The following is a 20857-nucleotide window of genomic DNA, read 5'->3' on the forward strand; positions in this document are numbered from 1 at the left end:
AATTCAACAGAATTGGGATTGAGAAAGTGCGAACAGGCAAGAGGGATTGGCTTGTCTACACCTGCCGGCGGGTATCCTTTGAGGGAAAACGGCAATCAGAAGATGCCGGTATGGTCATTTCGACTCAAACTAGGACACTGCACCCACACCTAAAACATTGGTCGCGTCGTCGCGTCAGCGCTGCGGAGCAATAATGCATGGGGCCATAAGGCTTTTCTCGTATAGCCCAGGTATCTCACTCTAGCCTAAACGACCATATCTTGCTTGGCGGGAAGTGGAGGGCCATCGTAGACAGGGATCCTTTGAACCTTTTGGGGGCATTGGGAGTCAGACAAAGCAAGGTTGAGAACAAGGGAGCGTCCTCTTGTGCAGGCAGCAAAGGATACATCCGATTGGGAGCTGATCCAGCGCTGCCTCAACGGCGACAGCCAGAGCTTTCGCCAACTCTACCGCAAATACCAGCAGTCGGTACGGAATATCCTCTATCCCTTGTGTGGAGCCGATCTTTTGGATGACCTGGTACAGGAAGTGTTTATTCGTGCCTGGAAAGGGTTGCCTCGGTTTCGCGGCTCGGCCCAGTTTTCCACTTGGCTGTATCGCATCTGTTGGAATGTGGCCTCAGATCAGCGACGGCGCTGCGCCCGGCAACACTCCCAAATCCAAAACCCGGCTCTTAGATCGGATATCGCTCACCCTGGCCCCGACCTGATGCACTTGCACTACCAACAGGCTCTACAGCAAAGCATGGCTCAGCTTAGCTCTGAACACAGAATGGTTCTGATTCTGCACGACCTAGAAGATCTGCCCCAGAAAGAAATCGCCGAGATTTTAGGGATCCCGGTGGGAACGGTGAAGTCCCGGCTGTTTTACGCCCGTGCCACCATCCGTCAACACCTACTTCAGGAGGGCATTACCCCATGAGTGAGCACCCCAACCCCCTAGCAGACGAGCGGCTGCGCCACTTTTTGCGTCAATATCGCCCCCTCCCTCCCCCTGCGGCCTCTGGGCTGGAGGAGCAGATCCTTCAAGTTGTGGCGACTCATCCACTTCATGGCCGGCTCAAGCACCCTTGGCGTTGGGTTGGCATCTCCCTTTTGGCGGGCGCTTTGCTGGGCTGGATTGGCTATCAGCGCTGGCAGGTACAGGTGGTGGCCCAGGAGACCGAAGCCCTAGAAAGTTTTTTGGTGAGCACTTGGGGAAGCTTGCTGAGCCCAGAGGGAACAGAAACCGAAACTTGGTGGATAGAACGCGATCCAGAGGGATCCTAAATCCATCAGCCTCACGAATATCCCCCTTCATTGACCATTACACCGCTGAGACTTCTGAGACCTTGGTCAGATTCTTGGTCAGATTCTTAGAAAAAGCCTGCAAAGAACCATGAGAAATGCTTGGATTTGGATCCCCATTTTGCCACTCTACCTGGGATCCCTGGGTGAACCGGTGATGGGCCAACCCCGCCCCCTGCGAATGATGGATTTGCGCCGCCCCTTTGCTCGCAATTTGCAGGAGCTGAACCTCTCCGACGAGCAGTTGCGGCAATTGCAGCAGATCCGCCACCGCAAACAGGAAGAGTTGTTGGAGCGCATTTTGGAGTTGAGGGCAGCCCGCGGTCGATTGCGGGAGTTGCTGGTCGGCGATGCCCCTGAGTCAGAAGTGGCAGCTCAATTTCAGCGGGTACAACAGCTAAGCCAAGAAGTAAATGCCAAACGTTTTGAGGCAGTTCTGGAAATGCGACAGGTCCTCAGCTCAGAACAGCGGCAACACCTGCTGAAAATTCTCGAAGAGGCCGCTCCATTTTAATTGGATGGCTGGTTGGTATGAGCTGTTGTGGTCATTTAAACAGGAATGAAACATTTCCGCCTGGCTCCCCTCTTCCTCTGAGAGAAGGGGTGAAGGCAGTGGCAGGGAGCGTTTGGGGAGTGTCTCAACCTAGCTTGAAATGACTATAACAAGGCGCTTAAATATCCAGGGCAACAATGACAGGGGCATGATCGCTGGGTTTTTCGGCCCGCCGTGGCTCAACATCGATCCAGCAAGCGGTGGCTTTCTCCTGTAGCTCACGAGACAGATAATGATGATCAATGCGCCAGCCGCGATTCCTTTGAAACCCCCCTGAGCGATAGTCCCACCAGCTAAAATGGCCGGGATCTGGGGTGAACCTGCGAAACGCATCTTCAAACCCTAAAGCCAGGATCTCCCGCAGGGCTTGTCGCTCCGGTTCGGAAGCCATGATTTCTCCCGCTTTTTGGGGATCATAAATATCCCGATCTTCCAGGGCAATGTTAAAGTCCCCGCAGAGCAGGATGGGATCCCCTTGGCTCAGGGCAACGGCGAGGTAATCCTTCAGCGTGGCTAGCCAGCGCAATTTATAGGCGTATTTTTCCGATCCCACCTCAGAACCGTTGGGCACATAAAGGTTGAGAATACGGATCCCGCGGTAGATGGCGCTCATCAGCCGCTTTTGCTCGTCCAAATCTGCCGCCGAAGGCAGCAGCGCACCAAACCCCCGTTCTACTTTTTCCGGGGGATCCCGGCTGATCAGAGCCACACCGTTGTAGGACTTTTGCCCGTAGACCTCCACATGAAAGCCCCGCTCCTGAAAGGCCGCCCGGGGAAAGTCTTCATCCACCACCTTAGTCTCCTGCAGGCAGAGCACATCCAGGGATCCCTGGCTGTCCAGCCAAGCCAAAACCTGAGGCAGCCGGGTGCGAATGGAGTTGACATTCCAGGTAGCCACTTGCATGAGGGATCCCGCTCACTCCACCAAGGCCCTTCCTCGGATTTGGGCCAGCCGCTCCGCATCCAGCACCTCACCCTCAGTGTAGTAGCCGGCAGCTTTTTTGGCCTCGATCTCCACACGGGCATCCGCCGGGATCAGCTCTTCTGGGATGGGCACCCGCTGCACGACCTCAATGCCGGAGTTGGTGATGGCTCGATACTTGAGGTCGCTCATGGAAATCAGGCGATCGATTCGGGTTATGCCCAGCCAATGGAGCACATCCGGCATCAACTCCTGAAACCGGATGTCTTGCACCCCTGCCACACACTCGGTACGGGCGAAGTAGGCATCAGCCCGATCCCCTCCTTCCTGGCGCTTGCGGGCGTTGTAGACCAAAAACTTGGTCACCTCTCCCAAGGCGCGGCCTTCTTTGCGCAGGTACACGATCACCCCGGCTCCACCGGCTTGGGCCGTCTTAACGCATTCTTCAATGCCATGCACCAGATAGGGGCGGCAGGTGCAAATATCCGAGCCAAACACATCGGAACCATTGCATTCGTCGTGAACCCGCACCGCCAGGGGCAAGGCCGGGTCGGTGATGGCGGCCACTTGCCCGATGATGTACACCGTCTGGCCACCGATGGGCGGCAAAAACACCGATAGGTCTGGGCGAGTCACCAATTCTGGAAACATGCCTCCCGTCTGCTCGAAGAGGGTGCGGCGCAGCAGGCTTTCGCTCACCTGCAATCGTTTGGCGATCCCCGGCAGGTACCAGACCGGCTCGATTGCGGCTTTGGTGACCACCAGGCTGCCGTTGTCTTTGAGGATCCGGCCATCCACCCGCAACCGCCCTTTGTTGACCGCCTCCTGCAGTTCGGGCATGTGGATGTGGGCCTGGGTAATGGCAATGGTGGGACGAATGTCGTAGCCCTGGGCATAGAGGGGGGCAAAGACTTCTCCCACAACCGCTCCCCAGGGATCCAAGGACACAATCCGGTCTGGATCTCCCCAGCTTGGGTGAGGGCCAATCGACACCACCGGGGCAGTATGGGTTAAATCGGCGCGGTGATCCGCCTGCAGAGAGCCACTGGCTACAGCCAATGCCCGGTAAACAGCGTAGGCTCCCGAATGAGTGCCGATGACATTGCGATGGGCAAGATTGGTTAGGCTACCCACCACCGGCCCCCGCCGCAGCGGATCCAAGGCTCCCCAGCGGATCGGCTGGGCTTGCGTCCCATGAGGGGAGGGATGGGAAGTCAGGACAATGTGATGAGGACGGGAGGAAGGTTTGCTCATGGTCCTCAAGTGCTTGGAAAACTAAGAATCTGGAGAAAGCAGTATTATAGGCCATCCCCAGCCGTTTCCAGAGAGCCTGACCCTTCTTTTGGGGTGCTTAGACAACGATTTTGGCCAAACCCAAGGGGCGGATCCCTGCCGGCGAAACCTCGACCCGATAGGGCAACATCTCCACTCCGGCTTGCAGGGCCTCACGAAACAGACGGGCATAGCGGGGATCCCGTTCTTCGCCGGGGGCAAACTCGGTGCAATCGGCGCGATTGATCCAGTACAGCAGCAGAGCCCGCTGCCCCTGTTGGCGCACCGCGATCAAATCTTCCAGGTGTTTTTGGCCGCGGGTGGTCACCGTATCGGGAAACAGCGCGCGGGATCCCACAGCCCAGGTGGTATTCTTCACCTCCAAATAGGCCGAGCCAGAGTCTCCTGTCAGCAGAAAGTCGATTTTGCTCCTGCCGCAGGTCACCTCCCGTTGCCGGCGAGAAAACCCTGCCAATTGAGGAAACCACCCTCGCTCCAGCCCCCAGTCCACCAGGCGATTGGGCAAGCTGGTGTTGATCCCCACCCATACCCCATCCACCTGGATCATTTCCCAGGTGTAGGCCAGTTTCCGTTTTGGCTCCGGGTGATGGGAGAGGTACACAGGTGCCCCCACCTGACAGACCCCACTCATCGGCCCCGTGTTGGGGCAATGAGCGATGATCTGTTGCCCGTTTTCCAGCTCCACATCGGCCAAAAACCGCTTGTAGCGGCTGCGCAGCACCCCTCTGTGCAAGGGGCTCGAAAAGCGGTAAGGTACCGGCCCATCCCCGCACTCCATCCCCAAAGCCTCTCCTTTCGTAGGTATTTTTCTTTAGGATTTTGGAAATCTTCTCCGGGGATCGTCTCTCCTGCGCTAGGGTAAATCATGTGTCCCAGGGCTTGGGGCAGCCTTTTACGGCTTTTTCCGACTTCATGGGAATTCTGCAGATCACTCTGGGAAGCAGTAAGATCCCTATCGCACAAGAGAGGCATCTGCATTAGCTGTAGTCAGTGCTGCCGGAAAGAGCTGTATTGGCGATTAAACCCATTTAACACCTCTTTTTTCTGCCCTTTTGTCAAAACTTGGAGAAGAAAACCCGAATGCTGCGTCTTGATCCTGATCCCGGCTTTCAGCCTGCGGATCCCTTGCAGGACAACCGTGGGCGTGTGGCCATATTCATCGACGGGTCTAATCTGTTCTACGCCGCTCTGCAACTGGGCATTGAGATCGACTACACCCGCCTGCTGAAGACGCTGAGTGGTCGGTCGCCCCTTTTGCGCTCTTTTTTCTACACCGGCGTCGATCGCAACAACGAAAAGCAGCAGGGGTTTTTGCTCTGGATGCGCCGCAATGGCTACCGCGTGGTTACCAAAGAGCTAACCCAGTTGCCCGATGGATCCAAGAGAGCCAACCTGGATGTGGAAATTGCCGTGGATATGCTGTCGCTGGTGCGCTGGTATGAGACGGCTGTGCTGGTGAGCGGCGATGGAGACTTGGCCTATGCGGTCAATGCCGTTAGCTATCAAGGGGCACGAGTGGAGGTGGTCAGCTTGCGTTCCATGACCAGCGATCAACTGATCAACTTGGCGGATCGCTACATCGACCTGGAATCCATCAAAGACCAAATCAAGAAGACCAACCGTCCCTCCTCCGCCTACCTGTACCGACCGGGGTTCACCGCCGATGAGGAGGACGAGGGATAACTTTCCCTCCCCCACAGGGAGAAGGGAAAGCAGAGCAACGGGGGGCTTACTGGGCTTTCCAATTTGAAGGGATCCCTTGCAGCAGGTAAACCGGGTTCAGGGGGGCAAAGCGGGTACCCTCGGCCAGGACGGCAGAGCGGGAGATCTGAACGTGATCTACTCGAACTTGCCAGCCGCGCGAACGCAGCCATTGCAGGGCCTCGCTGCAGGTTTCTAGGGTAGCGAAGTTGGCCACCAAGATCCCTCCAGGCCGCAGGCGGGCTTCCACCACCGGCAGCAGATTGCGGATCCCTTTGCCGCCGCCGCCCAGCACCACCCGATCCGGATCTGGCAGGTCGGCCAACACTTGGGGGGCTGCCCCCGGGATCACCTGCAGGTTCTCCAGTCCAAAGCGTTGCCGGTTGCGCCGAATCAGGCAGATGCCGGCGGCATTCCGCTCAACGGCGTACACCTGAAGTTGGGGGGAAAGACGGGCTATTTCGATGGCCACCGAGCCGGTGCCGGCACCGATGTCCCACACCACGCCCTCCTGGGGGAGCTGCAGGGATCCCAAGGTGAGCAGGCGGATGGGCTGCTTGGTGATCAAGCCGGGCTGGTCGGGAAAGGTGTAGAACTGGTCGTCCGGGATCCCGACCAAAGGCCAGCGATGGGGATCTGGCTCCGGCTCTACTCGTCGCAGCACCACAACGTTGGGGCTGGGGAAAACGGCGTCTTCCCCTTCTTGGAGGGGCACGACCTGTTCTTGAGGGGATCCCAGTTGACTACAGACCCAGGCTTGGTAACGCACCGGCAGCCGCAGGTCGGCAATGAACTGGGCCAAGACGGTCGGTGTATGCTCCGGATCGGTGAGCACCACGATCACAGGGGATCCCTGCTTGAGAACGGCTTCCAACCGCTCCACTCCCCGCCCGTGCAGGCTGAGGATGGTCGCCTCCTGCCAGGGGATCTGCAGGCGGTTCAGGGCCAGCTGCACCGAGCTCACCTGCGGATAGAAGGCCAACCGCTCCGCTGGGAAATACTCCGTCAACAGCCGCCCGATCCCGAAAAAAAGCGGATCCCCGCTGGCCAACAAAACTAGGGATCCCTGAGCCATCTCCTGCTGCAAAAGCGGGATCCAACTTTCCACCGGCCCGGTGAGCGGGATCTTGCGGGCCGGATGATCGGTAAAGTGCCGGAGCAGATGAGGGGCTCCTGCCAAAACCCTGGCTTGGGAAAGGGGGGGGATCCCCCAGGAAGCCACAGAGCCATCCCCCGCTACCCCTACGACCGCAAGCTGAGGTGACCGCCCAGGTGCTGCCGTAGCCATTTAACGTTCGACAGGTGGGTGGTATTGGCGCATGTGATTGAGAAAATCCAGTCGCAGCTCCGCCACTTCCCGTTGCATTTCTCGCATCTCGCGAATAAAGCTGAGTTGAGCCTCGATCAGGCGGCCATCGCGCTCCCGAAATTGCTCCATCATCATGGCTTGCGCTTCCCTCAGTTCTGCAAACCCGGCCTGCATATCCCGGCGGCACTCCTGTATGGCCACCTCCAGCTCATCTCCCCGATCTTCGTTCTGTCGAATCCGCTCCTGGTTGTGTTGAATGAACGCCCTGATTTCTTGGATCTCGATTTGAAATTGAGCCTCCGCGGCTTGGCGTTCAGCCCTCATCTCGGCCATCTGCGCCTCAAAGCGCTCGGCAGATCGTTGCTGCTGGCTCGCATTTCTTGGATTTGTTCTTGTTGTTGCTGAAGGTTGCGGATCAGCCACTCCTCTTGTTCTGGAGTCATGGAACGGGCCTGAAGACTTACCCCCAATTCTAGTCAGTTGGGGATGAGATCCCGTTGGGCTGCCAAGAGAAGGGCGTTGACAACGGCAGCGGCTACCGGGGATCCGCCTTTGCGGCCCTCCACGCGAATCTGGGGAACATCCGTTTGCGCCAACGCCTGCTTGGCCTCTTCCACCGCCACAAATCCCACCGGCACTCCGATCACCAAGGCCGGCTTGACCCGCTGTGCCCGAATCTCCTCCACCAAAGCCAGCAGTGCAGTGGGGGCATTGCCGATGACAAACAGGGCTTCCGGATGGCGGCGTGCTAAGTTCACCATCCCATTAGCGGCACGGGTTTGGCCGGGCCAACGAGGCTCCTCCACCCAGTCCAAAGCGCAATGGAGCGGGATCCCTTGCGCTCTCAGACCTGACTGGATCCCGGCTGCCACCATCCTGACATCGACAACGACAGGCCGCTTTTGCCGCAGGGCTGCCAGGGCTTGTTCGACGGCGTTGGGGCCGAAGAAAAAGCGATCCCGTAGCTCAAAGTCGGCAGTGGCATGAATGGCGCGGCGCACCACCTCATAAGGGATCCCTTGCCAGGGGTGGGGGCCGATCTCTTGATCGATCTGGCGAAAGCTGGCAGCGGTAATCGGGTCTATCCCGAAGGCTTCATCCATTGGGTCTGGGGTTATGGACACAGTCATGCTGGCATGTCCTGGAAGATATAGAAGAACCGGTGGCAAAGTACGTCCTATTAAATGATGAGCCGAGGAAACCACTAAGATTGGTCTAGCCTAAATTGGAGATGAGCCTATTGTTATCACCCACTTCTCCCTTGCACGGACTCGACTCCCATCCTTCCCCTTCTGCTCCCGTCGGCGCCAATTCCGTTGGCGCTCCCGGTTTCTCCTCTGTTGATGCGCCCCCCCCTTCCCCAACGGGCAGCGACAGGGATCCCTTGTCGGCTTTGCCTCGCTACGGCTACTCCCAAACCTGGCATTGGCGGGGCTGGCCCATCCATTTCACCTACACCCCCAGTCGCGCCCAAACCCCTGCCGGTGTCGTCAACTTAACGGCAGCTCCGGCCCTTTTAATCCATGGATTTGGAGCGTCAGTGGGTCATTGGCGCCACAACATTCTCCCTCTGGGATCCCAGCGCTCCGTCTATGCCCTCGACTTGCTGGGATTTGGCAAGAGTGCCAAGCCGGAGATCGCCTACAGCGTTGATCTGTGGGTGGAGCAGGTGTACGAGTTTTGGCAAACTCACATCCAGCAGCCCAGCATCCTGGTGGGCCATTCCATCGGGGGCTTGGTGGGAGTCATTGCCGCCGCCCGCTATCCCCAGATGGTGAAGGGCCTGTGCTTGATTAGCTGCGCCGATGGGCCCCATCCGGAAGAATTGCCCTCTCCCTGGGATGCTCTGGTGCGAGCCCTCTGCGAAGGGATTCTGTCGTTGCTGGGGTGCCCCCTCACTTATCCCCACCTCTTCAACTGGCTGCGACAAACCGAGGTGCTACGAGCTTGGATCAAAAACGTCTACAAGCGGGATGAGCAGGTGGATGACGAGCTGGTGCAGATCTTCCAGAGACCGGCCTTTGAGCCGGGGGCAGCCCACGTGTTTTTGGACGGTCTGAGGGCCATTCTCTGCCGCCGCTTCGACAGCCCCAAACGCCTGCTGCCCACCCTAAAAATGCCTATCTTGCTACTTTGGGGCCGAGAAGATCCGGCAGTGCCCAGTTTTTTGGCAGACCAATTTAAGCGCTGGCAACCTGCCCTCACCTTGGTGAAGCTGCCGGGAGTAGGCCACTGCGCCCACGACGAGCTGCCTCACTGGGTCAACACCCTCATCGGGGAATGGGCGGCCAGTCTGGAGACCTGCCCTGACTTGCCCACCCCCCTTCAGCGGGATCCCCGAGTCGGCTAGCTCAGCAAGTGATCTGAGCTATTCCCGGCAAGGTGCCACAAGTGAGGGCTATCGGCACAGGGCCCCCCCAGCTTGGAACACCCCCAAGCCAAATCCCAGCCTGCCGCCGGGAAAAGGGATCCCGCTCAGAGATCAGGGGGCAGCTTGAGGATCTGATGCTGGCGCATCCCCTGCCAGCGGCGAATGAGATCGCCATCAATACCGAACTGATCCAACGCCTTCACCACCACAAAATCCACCAAATCTAGGATGGTACGCGGCTGGTGGTACCAAGCTGGAATGGCCGGAACAATGCGCGCCCCCGCTTCTGCCAGAGTGGTCAAGTTGCGCAGGTGGATCAGGCTAAAGGGGGTTTCCCGCGGCACCACCACCAAGCGTCGTCCCTCCTTGAGCTGCACATCAGCAGCCCGCTCCAGCAGATCCGAGCTCAAGCCGGCAGCCAACTTGGCAACTGTACCCATGCTGCATGGGATCACCAACATCCCCTGCGTGCGATAGGAGCCACTGGCAATGGTTGCCCCCACATCCTGCCAGCGATGACAAACCAGGGATCCACCGCTGCTCTCGGCTTGTTGTCGCCAAAAGTGGGCCTGCTTGCGGGGGTCTGTCGGCAGCAGCACCCCGTGTTCTCCCTGCCACACCTGATAGGCCGCTTTGGAGACCACCACTTCGACACAGTAGTCCAGGCTGAGCAGAACATGCAGAGCACGCACAGCATAGAGCATCCCTGAAGCGCCAGATACGCCAAGGATGATAGGCAGAGAGGATGTCAAGGGCCGCCGGGGAACGTCTTCTGCTCAAGTCTAGCGAGGGGAGCTGTCCCTCGCCTGCTCAGGGGATCCCTAACCCACCGCTCCAAAAGACTTGCACAACGCGGGATAAAAATGCTCCTGGCACAGGTTGAAGGCAGCGTTCAAGTCGCAGTCTGGCTCTTTGCTGTTAGGTTTGCAGATTTTGTCGCCCGTTGCGGATCACCCGCAAGGATTCCACCAACCGCAACTCCAGGTCTTGCAAAACCTGATCCACGTAACGGTGGGCTTCCCGCTGCAGGCGCTCCGATTCCTGAAGCGTCTGTCGCCGCACTTCCTCACTCTGTTGATAGGTTTGTTGCAACAACTGCTCCGCTTGAGCTTGGGCCTGTCGCAGAATGGTCGATTCGTTGAGGAGCTGCTCGGCCCTGCGCTGGGCCGCGGCCACAATTTCTTGGGCGTAGCGATTGGCCTCCGCCAAGATCCGATCCCGCTGGCGCAGCAATTCTTCCGCTTCCTCTAGGGCTATTGGCAGGTTCAGGCGGATAAAGTCCAACTGCTCCAGAATCTTTTCTTCTTCAATGAGGGTGCGAGACCAGAACAGACGAGGGCTGCTGAGAATGGCTGCCTCCAGTTGATCTAGGGCCTCCTGGACGCGCATCAGCGCCAGGGTCTGATCCCCAAAGGGTACGCCGGCACGATTGGAAGGATCAGAGGGCAATTCTCGCATCAGTCCAGAAGAAAGTGGCCGCGCCAAGCAAACGGGCAAAGCAGGCAAGATAACGCCTACCATATCAGGTTCTCGGTTTCCTGAATCTGCACAGTCTCCCCTTCGCTCCAACCACTCTTCGTGAAGTAGATGTTCTTTTTGATATGAGGGGACGATGGACTTTCTCCCTCGCGGAGGCTGTGAGCCAAGCGGCAGAGAGGCTGCTTACCGGTCGGTTGGTGCCACAGCGGCTGGGGAGCCGAGGTTGCTCGGCTGCCAAAAGAGCGCCAATGGAGGAGATTTATAGTCATTTTGAATAGGAATAAAACATTTCCGTTGCATTGCTCTCCAACCCCCCTCTCCCAGAGAGATGAGCTGGGGGGTCGCGGCAGCGGCGCGGAGCGTTTGGGGAGTGTCTCAATCTAGTTTGAGATGACTACACTTTTTGAGTTGCCGCCAGTTCCCTGAAGATGGCCAGCCTCCAGATGGTTGACAGCTACCTATGGCACACTGAGAAAAAAGGAGTTGGAGCCCCAGCCTCTTATGCGACAACCGCAGCCCCCCAGAAGACTGGAAGACCAGTTTGTGGAGAATGTCTCCCGTTATCCCACTTACTTTATTACCGTTTTGCTGGGGGGGATCTGGGCTGGCCTCCAGCCTTTTGTCGGCCTGTATCGCAAAAGTCCAACAGCGGCGGCTATGGTTACGCTGGGATCCCTTTTGTTGCTTCTATTTGTTTATTTCACCCTGCGAGGCATGACAGGGAATACCTTTTGGCCAGAATAGATACTGGGTTGAGGTTGGGGCCCATGGGCGAAGCTGTGCAGTGGACGCCGGCAGCATAAGCACGCCTCAAGGGGATCCCTCTTTTTCGCCCCACTGCTGACAAGAAGTAAAGTGCTCCGCACCGCTCGCGCGAATGAAAAGTTTGCCCCGGAATGGTGGCGGTCTATGGGCAGGCCAAGCCTCAATTGGCTCTTCAGGGATCCCGGCTGCAAGCTGTAGCGAGGGGATTGGATTTGCCGCTAGCTTGGTAGAGGTGTTCTCCTCCGTTTTTTGAACTCATGGCAGATTGGATCCTGTTGGCGCTGGTGGGTTCTGCAACCTACCTGCTGCTGCAAAAAAGTGTGGCCCGCCTTTCGAAGGTGCCGTGGCGGATCCTGTGGCTGGTGATGATGCTGCCCCCTTTGGTTTGGGTGCTGGGGCGTCAGGTGTTTCAGTACGAATTGCCTCCCTTGCTGATGTTGCTGCTGTTTCTCACCTCCTACTTTACCAGCATGACCTTGGTGAGACGAGGGGGTATTCGACCCTCAACCGGAGGCCCTCGGCCAGAGGTGGAAAACTCCTCTCCAGAAGCGGATCCCTCGCCGGCTGGGGAACCTGAGCCAGAGGAAGAGGAGGAAGACGGCGCCGCAGATCCGGTCTCGCTGGCTCTTGCCCACACCCCCATCTCCGAAGTGCCGCGGGAGAAGCTGAGCCATTGCTTCCCCTGGAACGTCTTTTATTTGCAAAATGTGGAGTACCGCCCCCAGGCGATCATCTGCCGGGGCAACTTGCGGGCGGATCCCAGTGAAGCCTATGAGCGGGTGCAGCAAAACGTGGAAACCACTTTCGGCAAACGCTTTTTGGTGGTGCTGCAGGAGGGGTTTGCCGGCAAGCCCTTTTTTGCCTTGGTGCCCAACCCGGCGGCGCGGCGCTCCCTGGCGGACAGTCGAGAGTTCCCGCTGCTGGCTTTGGGGCTGTTGCTATTCACCTTCTGGACGACCCTCAGTGCTGGGGCCCACGCGGCTGGGGTTAGCCCTGACCGGCTGCTGCATTTGCCCTCTCTGATGCAAGGGTTGCCCTATGCGGTCGGGATCCTTGCCATTTTGGGATCCCATGAGTGGACTCGCTACTGGGTGGCCCGCCGCCACCACATCAAAACCTCGCTGCCCTATTTCATCCCGGTGCCTTTTGTCCTAGGGACTTTTGGGGCGTTTATCCAGTTGAAAGAGCCGGTGCCCAACCGCAAGGTGTTGTTTGATATCGCCGTCGCCGGGCCGCTGGCAGGGAGCCTTGTTGCTTTGGGCATGTTGTTGCTGGGGCTGGTGTTTTCGGCGCCTGTAGATCCTCCCGCGGTGCCCGAGGGGCAGCCAACCCCGATTAGTTTTCATCGCCTTGACCCGCGCCTGTCGGTGCTGCTGGCAATTCTGGCCCGCATGGTGCTGGGGGATCAGTTGCAGCCGGGGCAGGTGATCGATCTGCACCCGCTGGCCTTTGCCGGCTGGCTGGGCTTGGTGGTGATTGCCTTTAACCTCATGCCGGTGGGCCAACTGGATGGAGGGCACATTGTCCACGCAGTGTATGGACAGCAGATGGGAGCGAATGTGGGCCGGGTAGCCCGCTGGTTGGTGTTGCTGCTGGCTTTGACGGTGCAGCCTTGGCTGTTGCTCTGGGCGCTGCTGCTGTTTGTGATTTCCAGTGCCGACGAGCCGGCCCTCAACGATGTGACGGAACTGGACGAGGCCCGGGATCTGCTGGGGCTGGGGATGCTAACGCTGCTGGTGCTGATCCTGCTGCCGGTACCGCCGTTTTTGCAAAATGGACTGGGCTTGGCCTAGATCCGGGGTAGGATCCAAGCCGCCCCTAACCTCGTTCTCCTCTCATGCAACGCAGCTTAATTGTTCAAAAGTACGGCGGTACCTCTGTCGGCTCTGTGGAGCGTATCCAGGCCGTGGCTCAACGGGTGGCCCACACGGTGGAGCGGGGACATCGGGTGGTGGTGGTGGTCTCGGCGATGGGGGATGAAACCGATCGCCTTGTGGATCTGGGGGAACAGATATTGCAGGGATCCCCGACCACACCGGCCCAGTTGCGGGAATGGGATATGCTCCTTTCCACCGGTGAGCAGGTGAGCATTGCCCTGGTGGCCTTGGCGCTGCAACGCTTGGGGTGTCCTGCCCTTTCCCTGACGGCAGCCCAGGTGGGCATTGTCACCACTCGGGATCACAGCCGGGCCCGCATTTTGCACATCCACACCGACCGCCTGTGGCAGCACCTGGAGCGGGAAGAGGTGGTGGTGGTGGCCGGGTTTCAGGGCATCACCAGCCTGGCGGAGCTGGAGATCACCACCCTGGGTCGGGGGGGATCCGACACCACGGCAGTGGCCTTGGCAGTGGCCTTGGGAGCAGAGCTGTGCGAGATCTACACCGATGTGCCGGGGATCTTCACCACGGATCCGCGTAAGGTGCCTGAGGCCAGGCTGCTGCCGGAGATCACCAGTGATGAAATGCTGGAGCTGGCCAGCCTGGGGGCGCAGGTGCTGCATCCCCGCTCGGTGGAGATTGCCCGCAACTACGGTGTGAAGCTGCGGGTGCGCTCCAGCTTGGAGCCGTTGCAGGCGGGATGCGAGGGCACTCTCATTCTTTCTCCTCCCCCCCGTCCTCGTGCTGCCGACAGCAGTATCGAGCTGGGCCTGGCGGTGGATACGGTGGAGCTGGATCGGGATCAGGCCAAGTTGGTGTTGGTGGGGGTGCCGGATCGCCCTGGCATTGCCGCCCAACTCTTTCAGGGGATCGCGGCGGCAGGGGTGAATGTGGATTTGATTTTGCAGTCCCTCCAGTTCACAGCCTCTTGCGCCAGCGGGACGGAGCCCTTGCCCCAGCCCACCAATGACATTGCCTTCACGGTCAGCCGGTCGCAGGTGGCCAAGGCTGCAGCCGTTGCCCGGCAGATTGGCCAAGAGCTGAAGTGTGCAGCGGTGATTGTGGATGAGGCGGTGGCCAAAGTCAGCATTGCCGGGGTGGGGATGATGGGCCGACCCGGAATTGCGGCGCAAATGTTCCAGGTGCTGGCCGAGGCCGGGATCAACTTGCAGATGATCTCCATGTCAGAGATCAAGGTGAGCTGTGTGGTGGCTGCGGAGCGGGCCGGGGATGCCGCCTTGGCTCTGGGAGAATCGTTCCAGGTGATCCCCCACTTGCATCGGGCGAAGGTGCCGCCTGCCCCTCAAGACAGCCACCCGGTACGCGGTGTTGCCCTGGATTTGAAGCAATCGCGGCTGGGCATTCGCAAAGTGCTGGATCGTCCGGGAACTGCCGCCCATTTGTTTGGGCGCTTGGCGGCTGCTGGGATCATCGTGGACACCATCATCCAAAGCCAGCGGGGCTACCACAATGGGATCCCCAGCACCGACATTGCCTTCACCGTGCCTCAGGATCAAGCGATGGCTGCTGAGGCAGTCTGTCGGCAGGTGGCCGAAGAACTCCAGGCGGCAGGCGTTGACGCAGATCACGACATTGCCAAGGTCAGCATTGTCGGCGCCGAGATGGAAACCTACCCTGGCGTGGCTGCTCGCCTGTTTGCAGCCCTAGCCGAAGCCGGAATCAACATCGAGATGATCGCCACCTCGGAGATCAAGGTGAGCTGTGTAGTGCGCCGGGATCGAGGGATCCCGGCCTTGCAAGCTATTCACCGCGCTTTCCGGCTGGACTGCCCCTAGCCTGCCTTAGGGTTGAGCCGCCAGCAGCAAGGGAAAATGATGGGCGTTGGGGGCGTGCATCACTTGGATCCCCAGATTGGCGCGGTTGAGGAGATCGGCGTAGGTGGGGATGAACCGGCCCTGGCTGTCCAGGATGGACTGGTTGAAGTTAAAGCCGTTCAAGTTAAAGGCCATCAGGCCGATACCTATCGCCGCCGCCCAGATCCCCACCGTGGGCAGGGCCGCCATCCAGAAGTGGACGGAACGGCTGTTTCTCAGGCCCAGGCCGGGGAACCCCAGCCGCCCCAAGAACGCGTAGTGCCCGGCCAGGAAGTTGTAGGTGACTTCCTCCTGCCCGAAGCGGTAGCCGGCATTTTGTGACTCTTCTTCCGAGGTCTCGCGGATTAGGCTGGAGATCACCAGGGAGCCGTGCAGGGAGGCCAGCAGAGCGCCGCCAAAGACGCCGGCCACCCCCAGCCAGCTAGCAGGGTGCATGAGGATATTGTGCTCCGCCTGGAAAGCCAGCATGAAGTAGAAGGTGCCGGCGATCCCCAGGGGCAAGCCCTCCGAGAAACTGCCCTGGCCGATGGGGTAGACCAAGAGCACTGCCGTAGCCGCCGCCGCCGGAGCGGAAAACGCCACCGCAATCCAGGGACGCATGCCCAAGCGATAGCTCAGCTCCCATTGCCGGCCCAGATAGCACCACACCCCGATCAGGAAATGGAGCACGATCAGTTGGTAGGGGCCGCCGTTGTAGAGCCATTCATCCAAAGAGGCGGCTTCCCAAATGGGATAAAAGTGCAAGCCGATGGCCGCCGACGTGGGCACCACCGCCGCCGAGATGAGATTGTTCCCCCCTATCAAGGATCCGATCACCGGCTCGCGGATCCCATCCACATCCACCGGCGGAGCAGCAATAAAAGCGATTACAAAACAAAAGGCTGCTGCCAACAAGGTCGGGATCATCAATACGCCAAACCAGCCGATGTAAAGCCGGTTTTCGGTGCTGGTTATCCATTGGCAAAAGCCATTCCAACTCCAGAGCTGCCGCGCAGCCAAGGAGCGGCGAACTACAGTACTCATAGGCCAACTCCTGGTAAAGACAAGAGCATTCTTCGTCGGCTTCCGGGAACGGGGTAAAAGTCTTCTTGCGCCGACCGCTAAAAGCATCCTCTCCTTTCAGGCTAGACAGTTTTAGGGATGCCGACAGGGATCCCTAACTTTCGCAACGGGAATGTGAAAAAAATGGATTTGTCGATACAAATCAGCACCGATATGTTGCAATTTGGAGGTCTTTGAGAGCTTCCCGGCGAAGGTCGGTCACTGGCAGTTGATGGCAGCCAAGCTTGAGCAGACGTTTCTTAAGGATAGGTTTAGGAAAGAGGTGCCGTCCGGGACCTGCTTTTTTCCTCCAGAATCCTAGACAGAGAAAAAATCCTGCAAGCACTTCACCTGCAGGGATCCCGACTGCAAAGCACGGATGGCAGCCGCGGTGGCTTTGGCCCCTGCCAAGGTGGTCACCAGAGGGATCTTGTAGGCCAGGGCAGTGCGGCGGATCTTTTGGCCATCTTGCTGCGCCTCGACACCGGAAGGAGTGTTGATAATGAGCTGAATCTGATGGTTTTTGATGGCGTCGATGACGTGGGGCCGCCCCTCGTGCAGCTTGAGGACTTTATCCACCGGGATCCCGTGCTCGGCCAAAACCTTTTGGGTTCCTTCGGTGGCCAATAGGCGAAAGCCCAGCTCCACAAACTCGCGGGCTACCGGGATGACCGCCTGTTTATCCCGGTCGCTGACGCTGATGAACACCGTCCCCTGGAGAGGCAGATTCTGCCCCGCCGCCAGTTGGGCTTTGGCGTAAGCGCGGCCAAAGTCCGTGTCAATGCCCATCACCTCACCGGTGGAGCGCATCTCCGGCCCCAGCAGCGTGTCGGTGCCGGGAAACTTGTGGAAGGGCAAAACCGCTTCTTTGACGGCAATGTGGGAGGGGATCACCTCCTGGGTAAAGCCCAGCTCTTCCAGAGTTTTGCCGCTCATCACTTGAGCGGCGTAGTCTGCCAGCGGATGGCCGATGGCCTTGCTGACAAAGGGGACGGTGCGGGAGGCGCGCGGATTGGCCTCCAGGATATAGACTTGACCTTTTTGGACGGCGTATTGCACGTTGATCAGGCCCACCACCTTCAGAGCTTGGGCCAACTTCACCGTCCACTCGCGGATCACCCGCAGCACCTCGGGGCTGAGGGTGCGGCTGGGCAATACACAGGCCGAATCGCCCGAGTGGATCCCGGCCTGCTCGATGTGCTCCAGAATGCCGCCGATGGTTACGGCGCCGGTGCGGTCGGCAATGGCATCCACATCCACCTCCACCGCCTCTTCCAGGAACTGATCCACCAGCACCGGACGATCCGGATCCACCGCCACCGCCAGTTGCATGTAGCGCTGCAAGTCTTGGTCGGAATAGACGATCTCCATAGCCCGTCCCCCCAAGACGTAGCTGGGCCGCACCACCACCGGATAGCCGATGCGGCAGGCAATTTCCAAGCTTTCTTCCACGCTGCGGGCAATGCCGTTGGCCGGTTGGCGAATATCCAACTCCCGCAAGATGCGCTCGAAGCGCCCCCGATCCTCAGCAATGTCGATGGAGTCGGGGGAAGTTCCCCAGATGGGAGCCTGGGCTGCTGCCAGCCCCTGCGCCAGCTTGAGGGGAGTTTGACCGCCAAATTGCACGATCAGGCCGACCGGCTGCTCAGCATCCACCAAGTTCATCACCTCTTCATGGGTGAGCGGCTCAAAATAGAGGCGATCAGCGGTGTCGTAGTCGGTGGAAACGGTTTCCGGGTTGGAGTTGACCATGATCGCTTCGTAACCCAGGCGGCTGAGGGCAAAGGCAGCATGACAACAGCAGTAGTCGAATTCGATCCCCTGGCCGATGCGGTTGGGGCCACCTCCCAAGATCATCACCTTCTCTTTGCGGGCCGGGAAAATCTCCGACTCGCTCTCGTAGGTAGAGTACTGGTAGGGGGTAGCAGCCTCAAATTCGGCAGCGCAGGTATCTACAGTTTTGTAGGTGGGTATCACCCCCAGGCTTTTGCGACGGGCCCGCACCTGATGTTCCGTGGATCCGGTTAGGTGGGCAATTTGTCGGTCGCTGAAGCCCATTTGCTTGAGATGCCGCAGATCCTCAGCACTCAGGGATCCCAGCTCCCGCCCCTTGAGGGCCTGCTCCACCTCCACCAACTCCTGCAGCTTGTCGATAAACCAGGGATCGATGTGGGTGAGCTGGGCAATCTCCTGGGCAGAAAAGCCCATGAGCAGAGCGGTGCGGATGGTGAGCAGGCGGAAGGGGTTGGGGGTGCGCAGGTTGGCCCGCACTTCCTCCGGCTTGGGGAAAACCTCCGGCCTATCGCTGCCAAAACCGGGACGGTCGATTTCCAGGGAACGCAATGCCTTCTGGATGGATTCTTGAAAAGTGCGGCCAATGGCCATCGCCTCCCCCACCGATTTCATCTGGGTGGTGAGAACCGGCTCTGCGCCGGGGAATTTTTCAAAAGCAAAGCGAGGAATCTTGGTGACCACATAGTCGATGGTGGGCTCGAAGCTGGCCGGAGTTTTGCGGGTGATGTCGTTGGGGATCTCCGGCAGCGTGTAGCCCACTGCCAATTTGGCGGCAATTTTGGCGATGGGAAAGCCGGTGGCCTTGCTGGCCAAAGCAGAAGAGCGGGAGACCCGCGGGTTCATCTCGATCACCCGCACCTCGCCGTTGGCAGGGTTGACGGCAAATTGCACGTTGGATCCCCCGGTCTCTACGCCAATTTCGCGCATGATGGCGATGGCATAGTCCCGCAGCCGCTGGTATTCCTTGTCGGTGAGGGTTTGGGCTGGGGCCACGGTGATGGAGTCGCCGGTGTGCACCCCCATTGGGTCGATGTTTTCTATGGAGCAGATGATCACCACGTTATCCGCCAGATCCCGCATCACCTCCAGCTCAAACTCCTTCCAGCCGATGACCGATTCCTCCACCAAGATTTGGGAAACGGGGCTGGCTTCCAAACCGGCGGCGCAGATCTCTTCAAACTCCTCCTGGTTGTAGGCCACCCCACCACCGGTGCCCCCCAGGGTATAGGCCGGGCGGATGATGAGGGGATAGCCGATCTCCTGGGCAATCTGCTTGGCTTCTTCCAGGGTGTGGGCCAGGCCAGAGCGGGGCACGGCCAAGCCAATCCGCTGCATGGCCTGCTTGAAGAGATCCCGGTCTTCGGCTTTTTCAATGGCCTCCCGCTTGGCCCCAATCAACTCCACCCCGTACTGATCCAGGATCCCTTGCTGGGCCAGTTGCACCGCCACGTTGAGGGCCGTCTGGCCGCCCATGGTGGGCAGCAAAGCATCAGGGCGCTCCCGCTCGATAATTTTGGCCACAAAGTCCACCGTCACCGGCTCGATGTAGGTGCGCTCCGCCATACTGGGATCCGTCATGATGGTGGCGGGGTTAGAGTTGACCAAAACGACCTCATAGCCCTCTTCCCGCAGGGCTTTGCAGGCTTGGGTGCCCGAGTAGTCGAATTCGCAGGCTTGGCCAATGACGATCGGCCCCGCTCCAATGAGCAAGATTTTGTGGATATCGGTGCGGCGCGGCATAGGGATCCCAGAGGTGGCAGAGTCAGCCTTCTATTGTAGAGGTCACCTGCAGGTCAAGTTGCTCATCGGGATCCCTCTTTTTTGGGTGTTGCGCTTTCAAAGGCTATGCACAGCAGGCAGAGCTTGGATCCCTGGCAGGCAGGAGTTCTCTGGGGCAACCCGCAAAAGGGCAGCTTCTTCATCAGTATCAATAGACGGGAAAACTTGAACTTTAGATGATATCAATGCTATCGTCGCAGCAAAGCCGCCCAGGGATCTGCCGATCGAGGAAACACTCTATGGCCACGTTAATTGTTCGCAATGTTGACGAAGCCATTGTCAAAGCTCTCAAACAAAGGGCTAGTCGTCACGGCGTTAGTGCAGAGGCCGAACACCGCAAAATCCTAGAGCAAGTCTTACTCCAGCCTGCGAAACAGTCCTTTGCCGAAGTGCTCAGATCGATACCTAACGTTGGCAACGATTCAGACTTTGAGCGGGTGCAAGATAACACTGCCCATGACGTATTTGCTTGACACTAACGTCATCAGTGAGCTGCGCAAACACAGTCAAGCCAACTCCGGGGTTCAAGAATTTCTTCAAATTGCCATTGAGCAAGAGGCCCGCATCTACATCAGCGTGATCACGCTGGGCGAACTCCGCCGAGGCGTTGAACTCATGCGCCATCGCGGCGATCATCTGCAAGCCAACCTTCTGGAGAGGTGGCTGCAAACGGTTGTCGATGACTATGCCGATCACCAAATTTTCGGGCTGGAGACCCGCACCATAGCCGCAGGCTTGGTGTCGGGAGGTAAGCCCGCCTCCATATAGGTTTGCTGGTCAAAAGTCTGGATAAACTACGATAAGCCCATGAGCCAGACTATCTCTGTACGTTGCAAGCTGATAGTCCCACAA

20 protein-coding genes are annotated in these 20857 nt (G+C 58.8%); 10 read left to right on the forward strand and 10 right to left on the reverse strand.

Annotation, left to right across the window (positions count from 1 at the left end):
• Nucleotides 1-366: 366 nt before the first annotated feature.
• The 3 genes from ACVWVQ_RS06955 (at nucleotide 367) to ACVWVQ_RS06965 (ending at nucleotide 1800) form a co-directional block, all read left to right on the forward strand.
• Complete coding sequence (locus tag ACVWVQ_RS06955; RefSeq protein ID WP_457507593.1) at nucleotides 367-921, forward strand: sigma-70 family RNA polymerase sigma factor; 555 nt, start codon at nucleotides 367-369, stop codon at nucleotides 919-921.
• On the forward strand, nucleotides 918-1268 hold the full coding sequence (locus tag ACVWVQ_RS06960; protein ID WP_414343942.1) for a hypothetical protein: 351 nt from the start codon (nucleotides 918-920) through the stop codon (nucleotides 1266-1268). Before ACVWVQ_RS06955 ends, ACVWVQ_RS06960 begins: the two co-directional genes overlap by 4 nt.
• Nucleotides 1269-1377: 109 nt before the next feature.
• On the forward strand, nucleotides 1378-1800 hold the full coding sequence (locus ACVWVQ_RS06965; protein WP_457507595.1) for a Spy/CpxP family protein refolding chaperone: 423 nt from the start codon (nucleotides 1378-1380) through the stop codon (nucleotides 1798-1800).
• A gap of 157 nt (nucleotides 1801-1957) precedes the next feature.
• Here the strand turns inward: ACVWVQ_RS06965 and xth are convergent, their stop codons facing one another.
• From xth to sfsA, 3 genes are all read right to left on the reverse strand, one after another.
• Nucleotides 1958-2743 carry an exodeoxyribonuclease III gene (xth, locus tag ACVWVQ_RS06970; protein WP_414408236.1) on the reverse strand — a complete coding sequence of 262 codons (786 nt, stop codon included), beginning with the start codon at nucleotides 2741-2743 and terminating at the stop codon, nucleotides 1958-1960.
• A 12-nt stretch (nucleotides 2744-2755) separates the two neighbouring features.
• Nucleotides 2756-4015: a GTP cyclohydrolase II gene (locus tag ACVWVQ_RS06975; protein ID WP_457507597.1), complete on the reverse strand. Its 1260-nt coding sequence runs from the start codon at nucleotides 4013-4015 to the stop codon at nucleotides 2756-2758.
• A gap of 97 nt (nucleotides 4016-4112) precedes the next feature.
• Nucleotides 4113-4832 carry a DNA/RNA nuclease SfsA gene (gene sfsA, locus ACVWVQ_RS06980; RefSeq protein WP_457507599.1) on the reverse strand — a complete coding sequence of 240 codons (720 nt, stop codon included), beginning with the start codon at nucleotides 4830-4832 and terminating at the stop codon, nucleotides 4113-4115.
• Nucleotides 4833-5134: 302 nt separating this feature from the next.
• Between sfsA and ACVWVQ_RS06985 the strand changes: the two genes are divergently transcribed.
• On the forward strand, nucleotides 5135-5737 hold the full coding sequence (locus ACVWVQ_RS06985) for a LabA-like NYN domain-containing protein (protein WP_414332504.1): 603 nt from the start codon (nucleotides 5135-5137) through the stop codon (nucleotides 5735-5737).
• 46 nt (nucleotides 5738-5783) lie between these two features.
• Here ACVWVQ_RS06985 and cbiE read toward each other — a convergent pair whose 3' ends face one another.
• The 3 genes from cbiE to ACVWVQ_RS07000 all read right to left on the reverse strand — a co-directional run bounded on the left by cbiE (nucleotide 5784) and on the right by ACVWVQ_RS07000 (nucleotide 8194).
• Entirely contained in the window at nucleotides 5784-7043 is a 1260-nt protein-coding gene (gene cbiE / locus ACVWVQ_RS06990) for a precorrin-6y C5,15-methyltransferase (decarboxylating) subunit CbiE (RefSeq protein WP_457507601.1), read from the reverse strand.
• Nucleotides 7044-7397, reverse strand: a complete 354-nt coding sequence (locus ACVWVQ_RS06995) for a hypothetical protein (protein ID WP_457507603.1) — start codon at nucleotides 7395-7397, stop codon at nucleotides 7044-7046.
• A gap of 143 nt (nucleotides 7398-7540) precedes the next feature.
• The gene (locus tag ACVWVQ_RS07000) at nucleotides 7541-8194 is read right to left on the reverse strand and encodes a cobalt-precorrin-8X methylmutase (RefSeq protein ID WP_414375151.1); all 654 of its coding nucleotides are present in this window, start codon (nucleotides 8192-8194) and stop codon (nucleotides 7541-7543) included.
• 101 nt (nucleotides 8195-8295) lie between these two features.
• Between ACVWVQ_RS07000 and ACVWVQ_RS07005 the strand changes: the two genes are divergently transcribed.
• On the forward strand, nucleotides 8296-9414 hold the full coding sequence (locus ACVWVQ_RS07005) for an alpha/beta fold hydrolase (protein ID WP_457384713.1): 1119 nt from the start codon (nucleotides 8296-8298) through the stop codon (nucleotides 9412-9414).
• 125 nt (nucleotides 9415-9539) lie between these two features.
• Here ACVWVQ_RS07005 and ACVWVQ_RS07010 read toward each other — a convergent pair whose 3' ends face one another.
• Nucleotides 9540-10187 (reverse strand): flavin prenyltransferase UbiX, encoded by a 648-nt coding sequence (locus ACVWVQ_RS07010; protein WP_414356563.1) that lies wholly within the window; start codon nucleotides 10185-10187, stop codon nucleotides 9540-9542.
• 166 nt (nucleotides 10188-10353) lie between these two features.
• A complete protein-coding gene (locus ACVWVQ_RS07015; protein ID WP_457507605.1) occupies nucleotides 10354-10956 on the reverse strand; it encodes a hypothetical protein in 603 nt (200 codons plus the stop codon).
• 459 nt (nucleotides 10957-11415) lie between these two features.
• On the opposite strand from ACVWVQ_RS07015, the gene ACVWVQ_RS07020 reads away from it, so the two are divergent.
• The 3 genes from ACVWVQ_RS07020 (at nucleotide 11416) to ACVWVQ_RS07030 (ending at nucleotide 15352) form a co-directional block, all read left to right on the forward strand.
• Entirely contained in the window at nucleotides 11416-11658 is a 243-nt protein-coding gene (locus ACVWVQ_RS07020) for a DUF751 family protein (protein WP_457507607.1), read from the forward strand.
• Nucleotides 11659-11936: 278 nt separating this feature from the next.
• Nucleotides 11937-13472 carry a site-2 protease family protein gene (locus ACVWVQ_RS07025; RefSeq protein WP_457507609.1) on the forward strand — a complete coding sequence of 512 codons (1536 nt, stop codon included), beginning with the start codon at nucleotides 11937-11939 and terminating at the stop codon, nucleotides 13470-13472.
• A 44-nt stretch (nucleotides 13473-13516) separates the two neighbouring features.
• The gene (locus ACVWVQ_RS07030; RefSeq protein ID WP_457507611.1) at nucleotides 13517-15352 is read left to right on the forward strand and encodes an aspartate kinase; all 1836 of its coding nucleotides are present in this window, start codon (nucleotides 13517-13519) and stop codon (nucleotides 15350-15352) included.
• 6 nt (nucleotides 15353-15358) lie between these two features.
• Here the strand turns inward: ACVWVQ_RS07030 and psbA are convergent, their stop codons facing one another.
• Together psbA and carB are read right to left on the reverse strand one after the other, a co-directional pair.
• Nucleotides 15359-16414 carry a photosystem II q(b) protein gene (psbA, locus tag ACVWVQ_RS07035; RefSeq protein WP_457394752.1) on the reverse strand — a complete coding sequence of 352 codons (1056 nt, stop codon included), beginning with the start codon at nucleotides 16412-16414 and terminating at the stop codon, nucleotides 15359-15361.
• A 336-nt stretch (nucleotides 16415-16750) separates the two neighbouring features.
• On the reverse strand, nucleotides 16751-19966 hold the full coding sequence (carB, locus tag ACVWVQ_RS07040) for a carbamoyl-phosphate synthase large subunit (RefSeq protein WP_457507614.1): 3216 nt from the start codon (nucleotides 19964-19966) through the stop codon (nucleotides 16751-16753).
• Between the two features lie 278 nt (nucleotides 19967-20244).
• Between carB and ACVWVQ_RS07045 the strand changes: the two genes are divergently transcribed.
• Both ACVWVQ_RS07045 and ACVWVQ_RS07050 read left to right on the forward strand, forming a co-directional pair.
• A complete protein-coding gene (locus ACVWVQ_RS07045; RefSeq protein ID WP_071818136.1) occupies nucleotides 20245-20478 on the forward strand; it encodes a FitA-like ribbon-helix-helix domain-containing protein in 234 nt (77 codons plus the stop codon).
• A complete protein-coding gene (locus ACVWVQ_RS07050; RefSeq protein ID WP_457388074.1) occupies nucleotides 20462-20773 on the forward strand; it encodes a PIN domain-containing protein in 312 nt (103 codons plus the stop codon). Before ACVWVQ_RS07045 ends, ACVWVQ_RS07050 begins: the two co-directional genes overlap by 17 nt.
• Nucleotides 20774-20857: the final 84 nt, after the last annotated feature.

The sequence above is a fragment of the Thermostichus sp. MS-CIW-36 genome, assembly GCF_054059035.1.

Coding starts and splice junctions, on each gene's coding strand:
- psbA (WP_457394752.1), bottom strand. CDS start 16,414: ATGAGTACTGTAGTTCGCCGCTCCTTGGCTGCGCGGCAGCTCTGGAGT.
- ACVWVQ_RS07020 (WP_457507607.1), top strand. CDS start 11,416: ATGCGACAACCGCAGCCCCCCAGAAGACTGGAAGACCAGTTTGTGGAG.
- carB (WP_457507614.1), bottom strand. CDS start 19,966: ATGCCGCGCCGCACCGATATCCACAAAATCTTGCTCATTGGAGCGGGG.
- ACVWVQ_RS06995 (WP_457507603.1), bottom strand. CDS start 7,397: ATGGCCGAGATGAGGGCTGAACGCCAAGCCGCGGAGGCTCAATTTCAA.
- xth (WP_414408236.1), bottom strand. CDS start 2,743: ATGCAAGTGGCTACCTGGAATGTCAACTCCATTCGCACCCGGCTGCCT.
- ACVWVQ_RS07015 (WP_457507605.1), bottom strand. CDS start 10,956: ATGGTAGGCGTTATCTTGCCTGCTTTGCCCGTTTGCTTGGCGCGGCCA.
- ACVWVQ_RS06965 (WP_457507595.1), top strand. CDS start 1,378: ATGAGAAATGCTTGGATTTGGATCCCCATTTTGCCACTCTACCTGGGA.
- ACVWVQ_RS07030 (WP_457507611.1), top strand. CDS start 13,517: ATGCAACGCAGCTTAATTGTTCAAAAGTACGGCGGTACCTCTGTCGGC.
- ACVWVQ_RS07045 (WP_071818136.1), top strand. CDS start 20,245: ATGGCCACGTTAATTGTTCGCAATGTTGACGAAGCCATTGTCAAAGCT.
- ACVWVQ_RS07050 (WP_457388074.1), top strand. CDS start 20,462: ATGACGTATTTGCTTGACACTAACGTCATCAGTGAGCTGCGCAAACAC.
- cbiE (WP_457507601.1), bottom strand. CDS start 7,043: ATGGCTACGGCAGCACCTGGGCGGTCACCTCAGCTTGCGGTCGTAGGG.
- sfsA (WP_457507599.1), bottom strand. CDS start 4,832: ATGGAGTGCGGGGATGGGCCGGTACCTTACCGCTTTTCGAGCCCCTTG.
- ACVWVQ_RS07005 (WP_457384713.1), top strand. CDS start 8,296: ATGAGCCTATTGTTATCACCCACTTCTCCCTTGCACGGACTCGACTCC.
- ACVWVQ_RS06975 (WP_457507597.1), bottom strand. CDS start 4,015: ATGAGCAAACCTTCCTCCCGTCCTCATCACATTGTCCTGACTTCCCAT.
- ACVWVQ_RS07025 (WP_457507609.1), top strand. CDS start 11,937: ATGGCAGATTGGATCCTGTTGGCGCTGGTGGGTTCTGCAACCTACCTG.
- ACVWVQ_RS06985 (WP_414332504.1), top strand. CDS start 5,135: ATGCTGCGTCTTGATCCTGATCCCGGCTTTCAGCCTGCGGATCCCTTG.
- ACVWVQ_RS07000 (WP_414375151.1), bottom strand. CDS start 8,194: ATGACTGTGTCCATAACCCCAGACCCAATGGATGAAGCCTTCGGGATA.
- ACVWVQ_RS06960 (WP_414343942.1), top strand. CDS start 918: ATGAGTGAGCACCCCAACCCCCTAGCAGACGAGCGGCTGCGCCACTTT.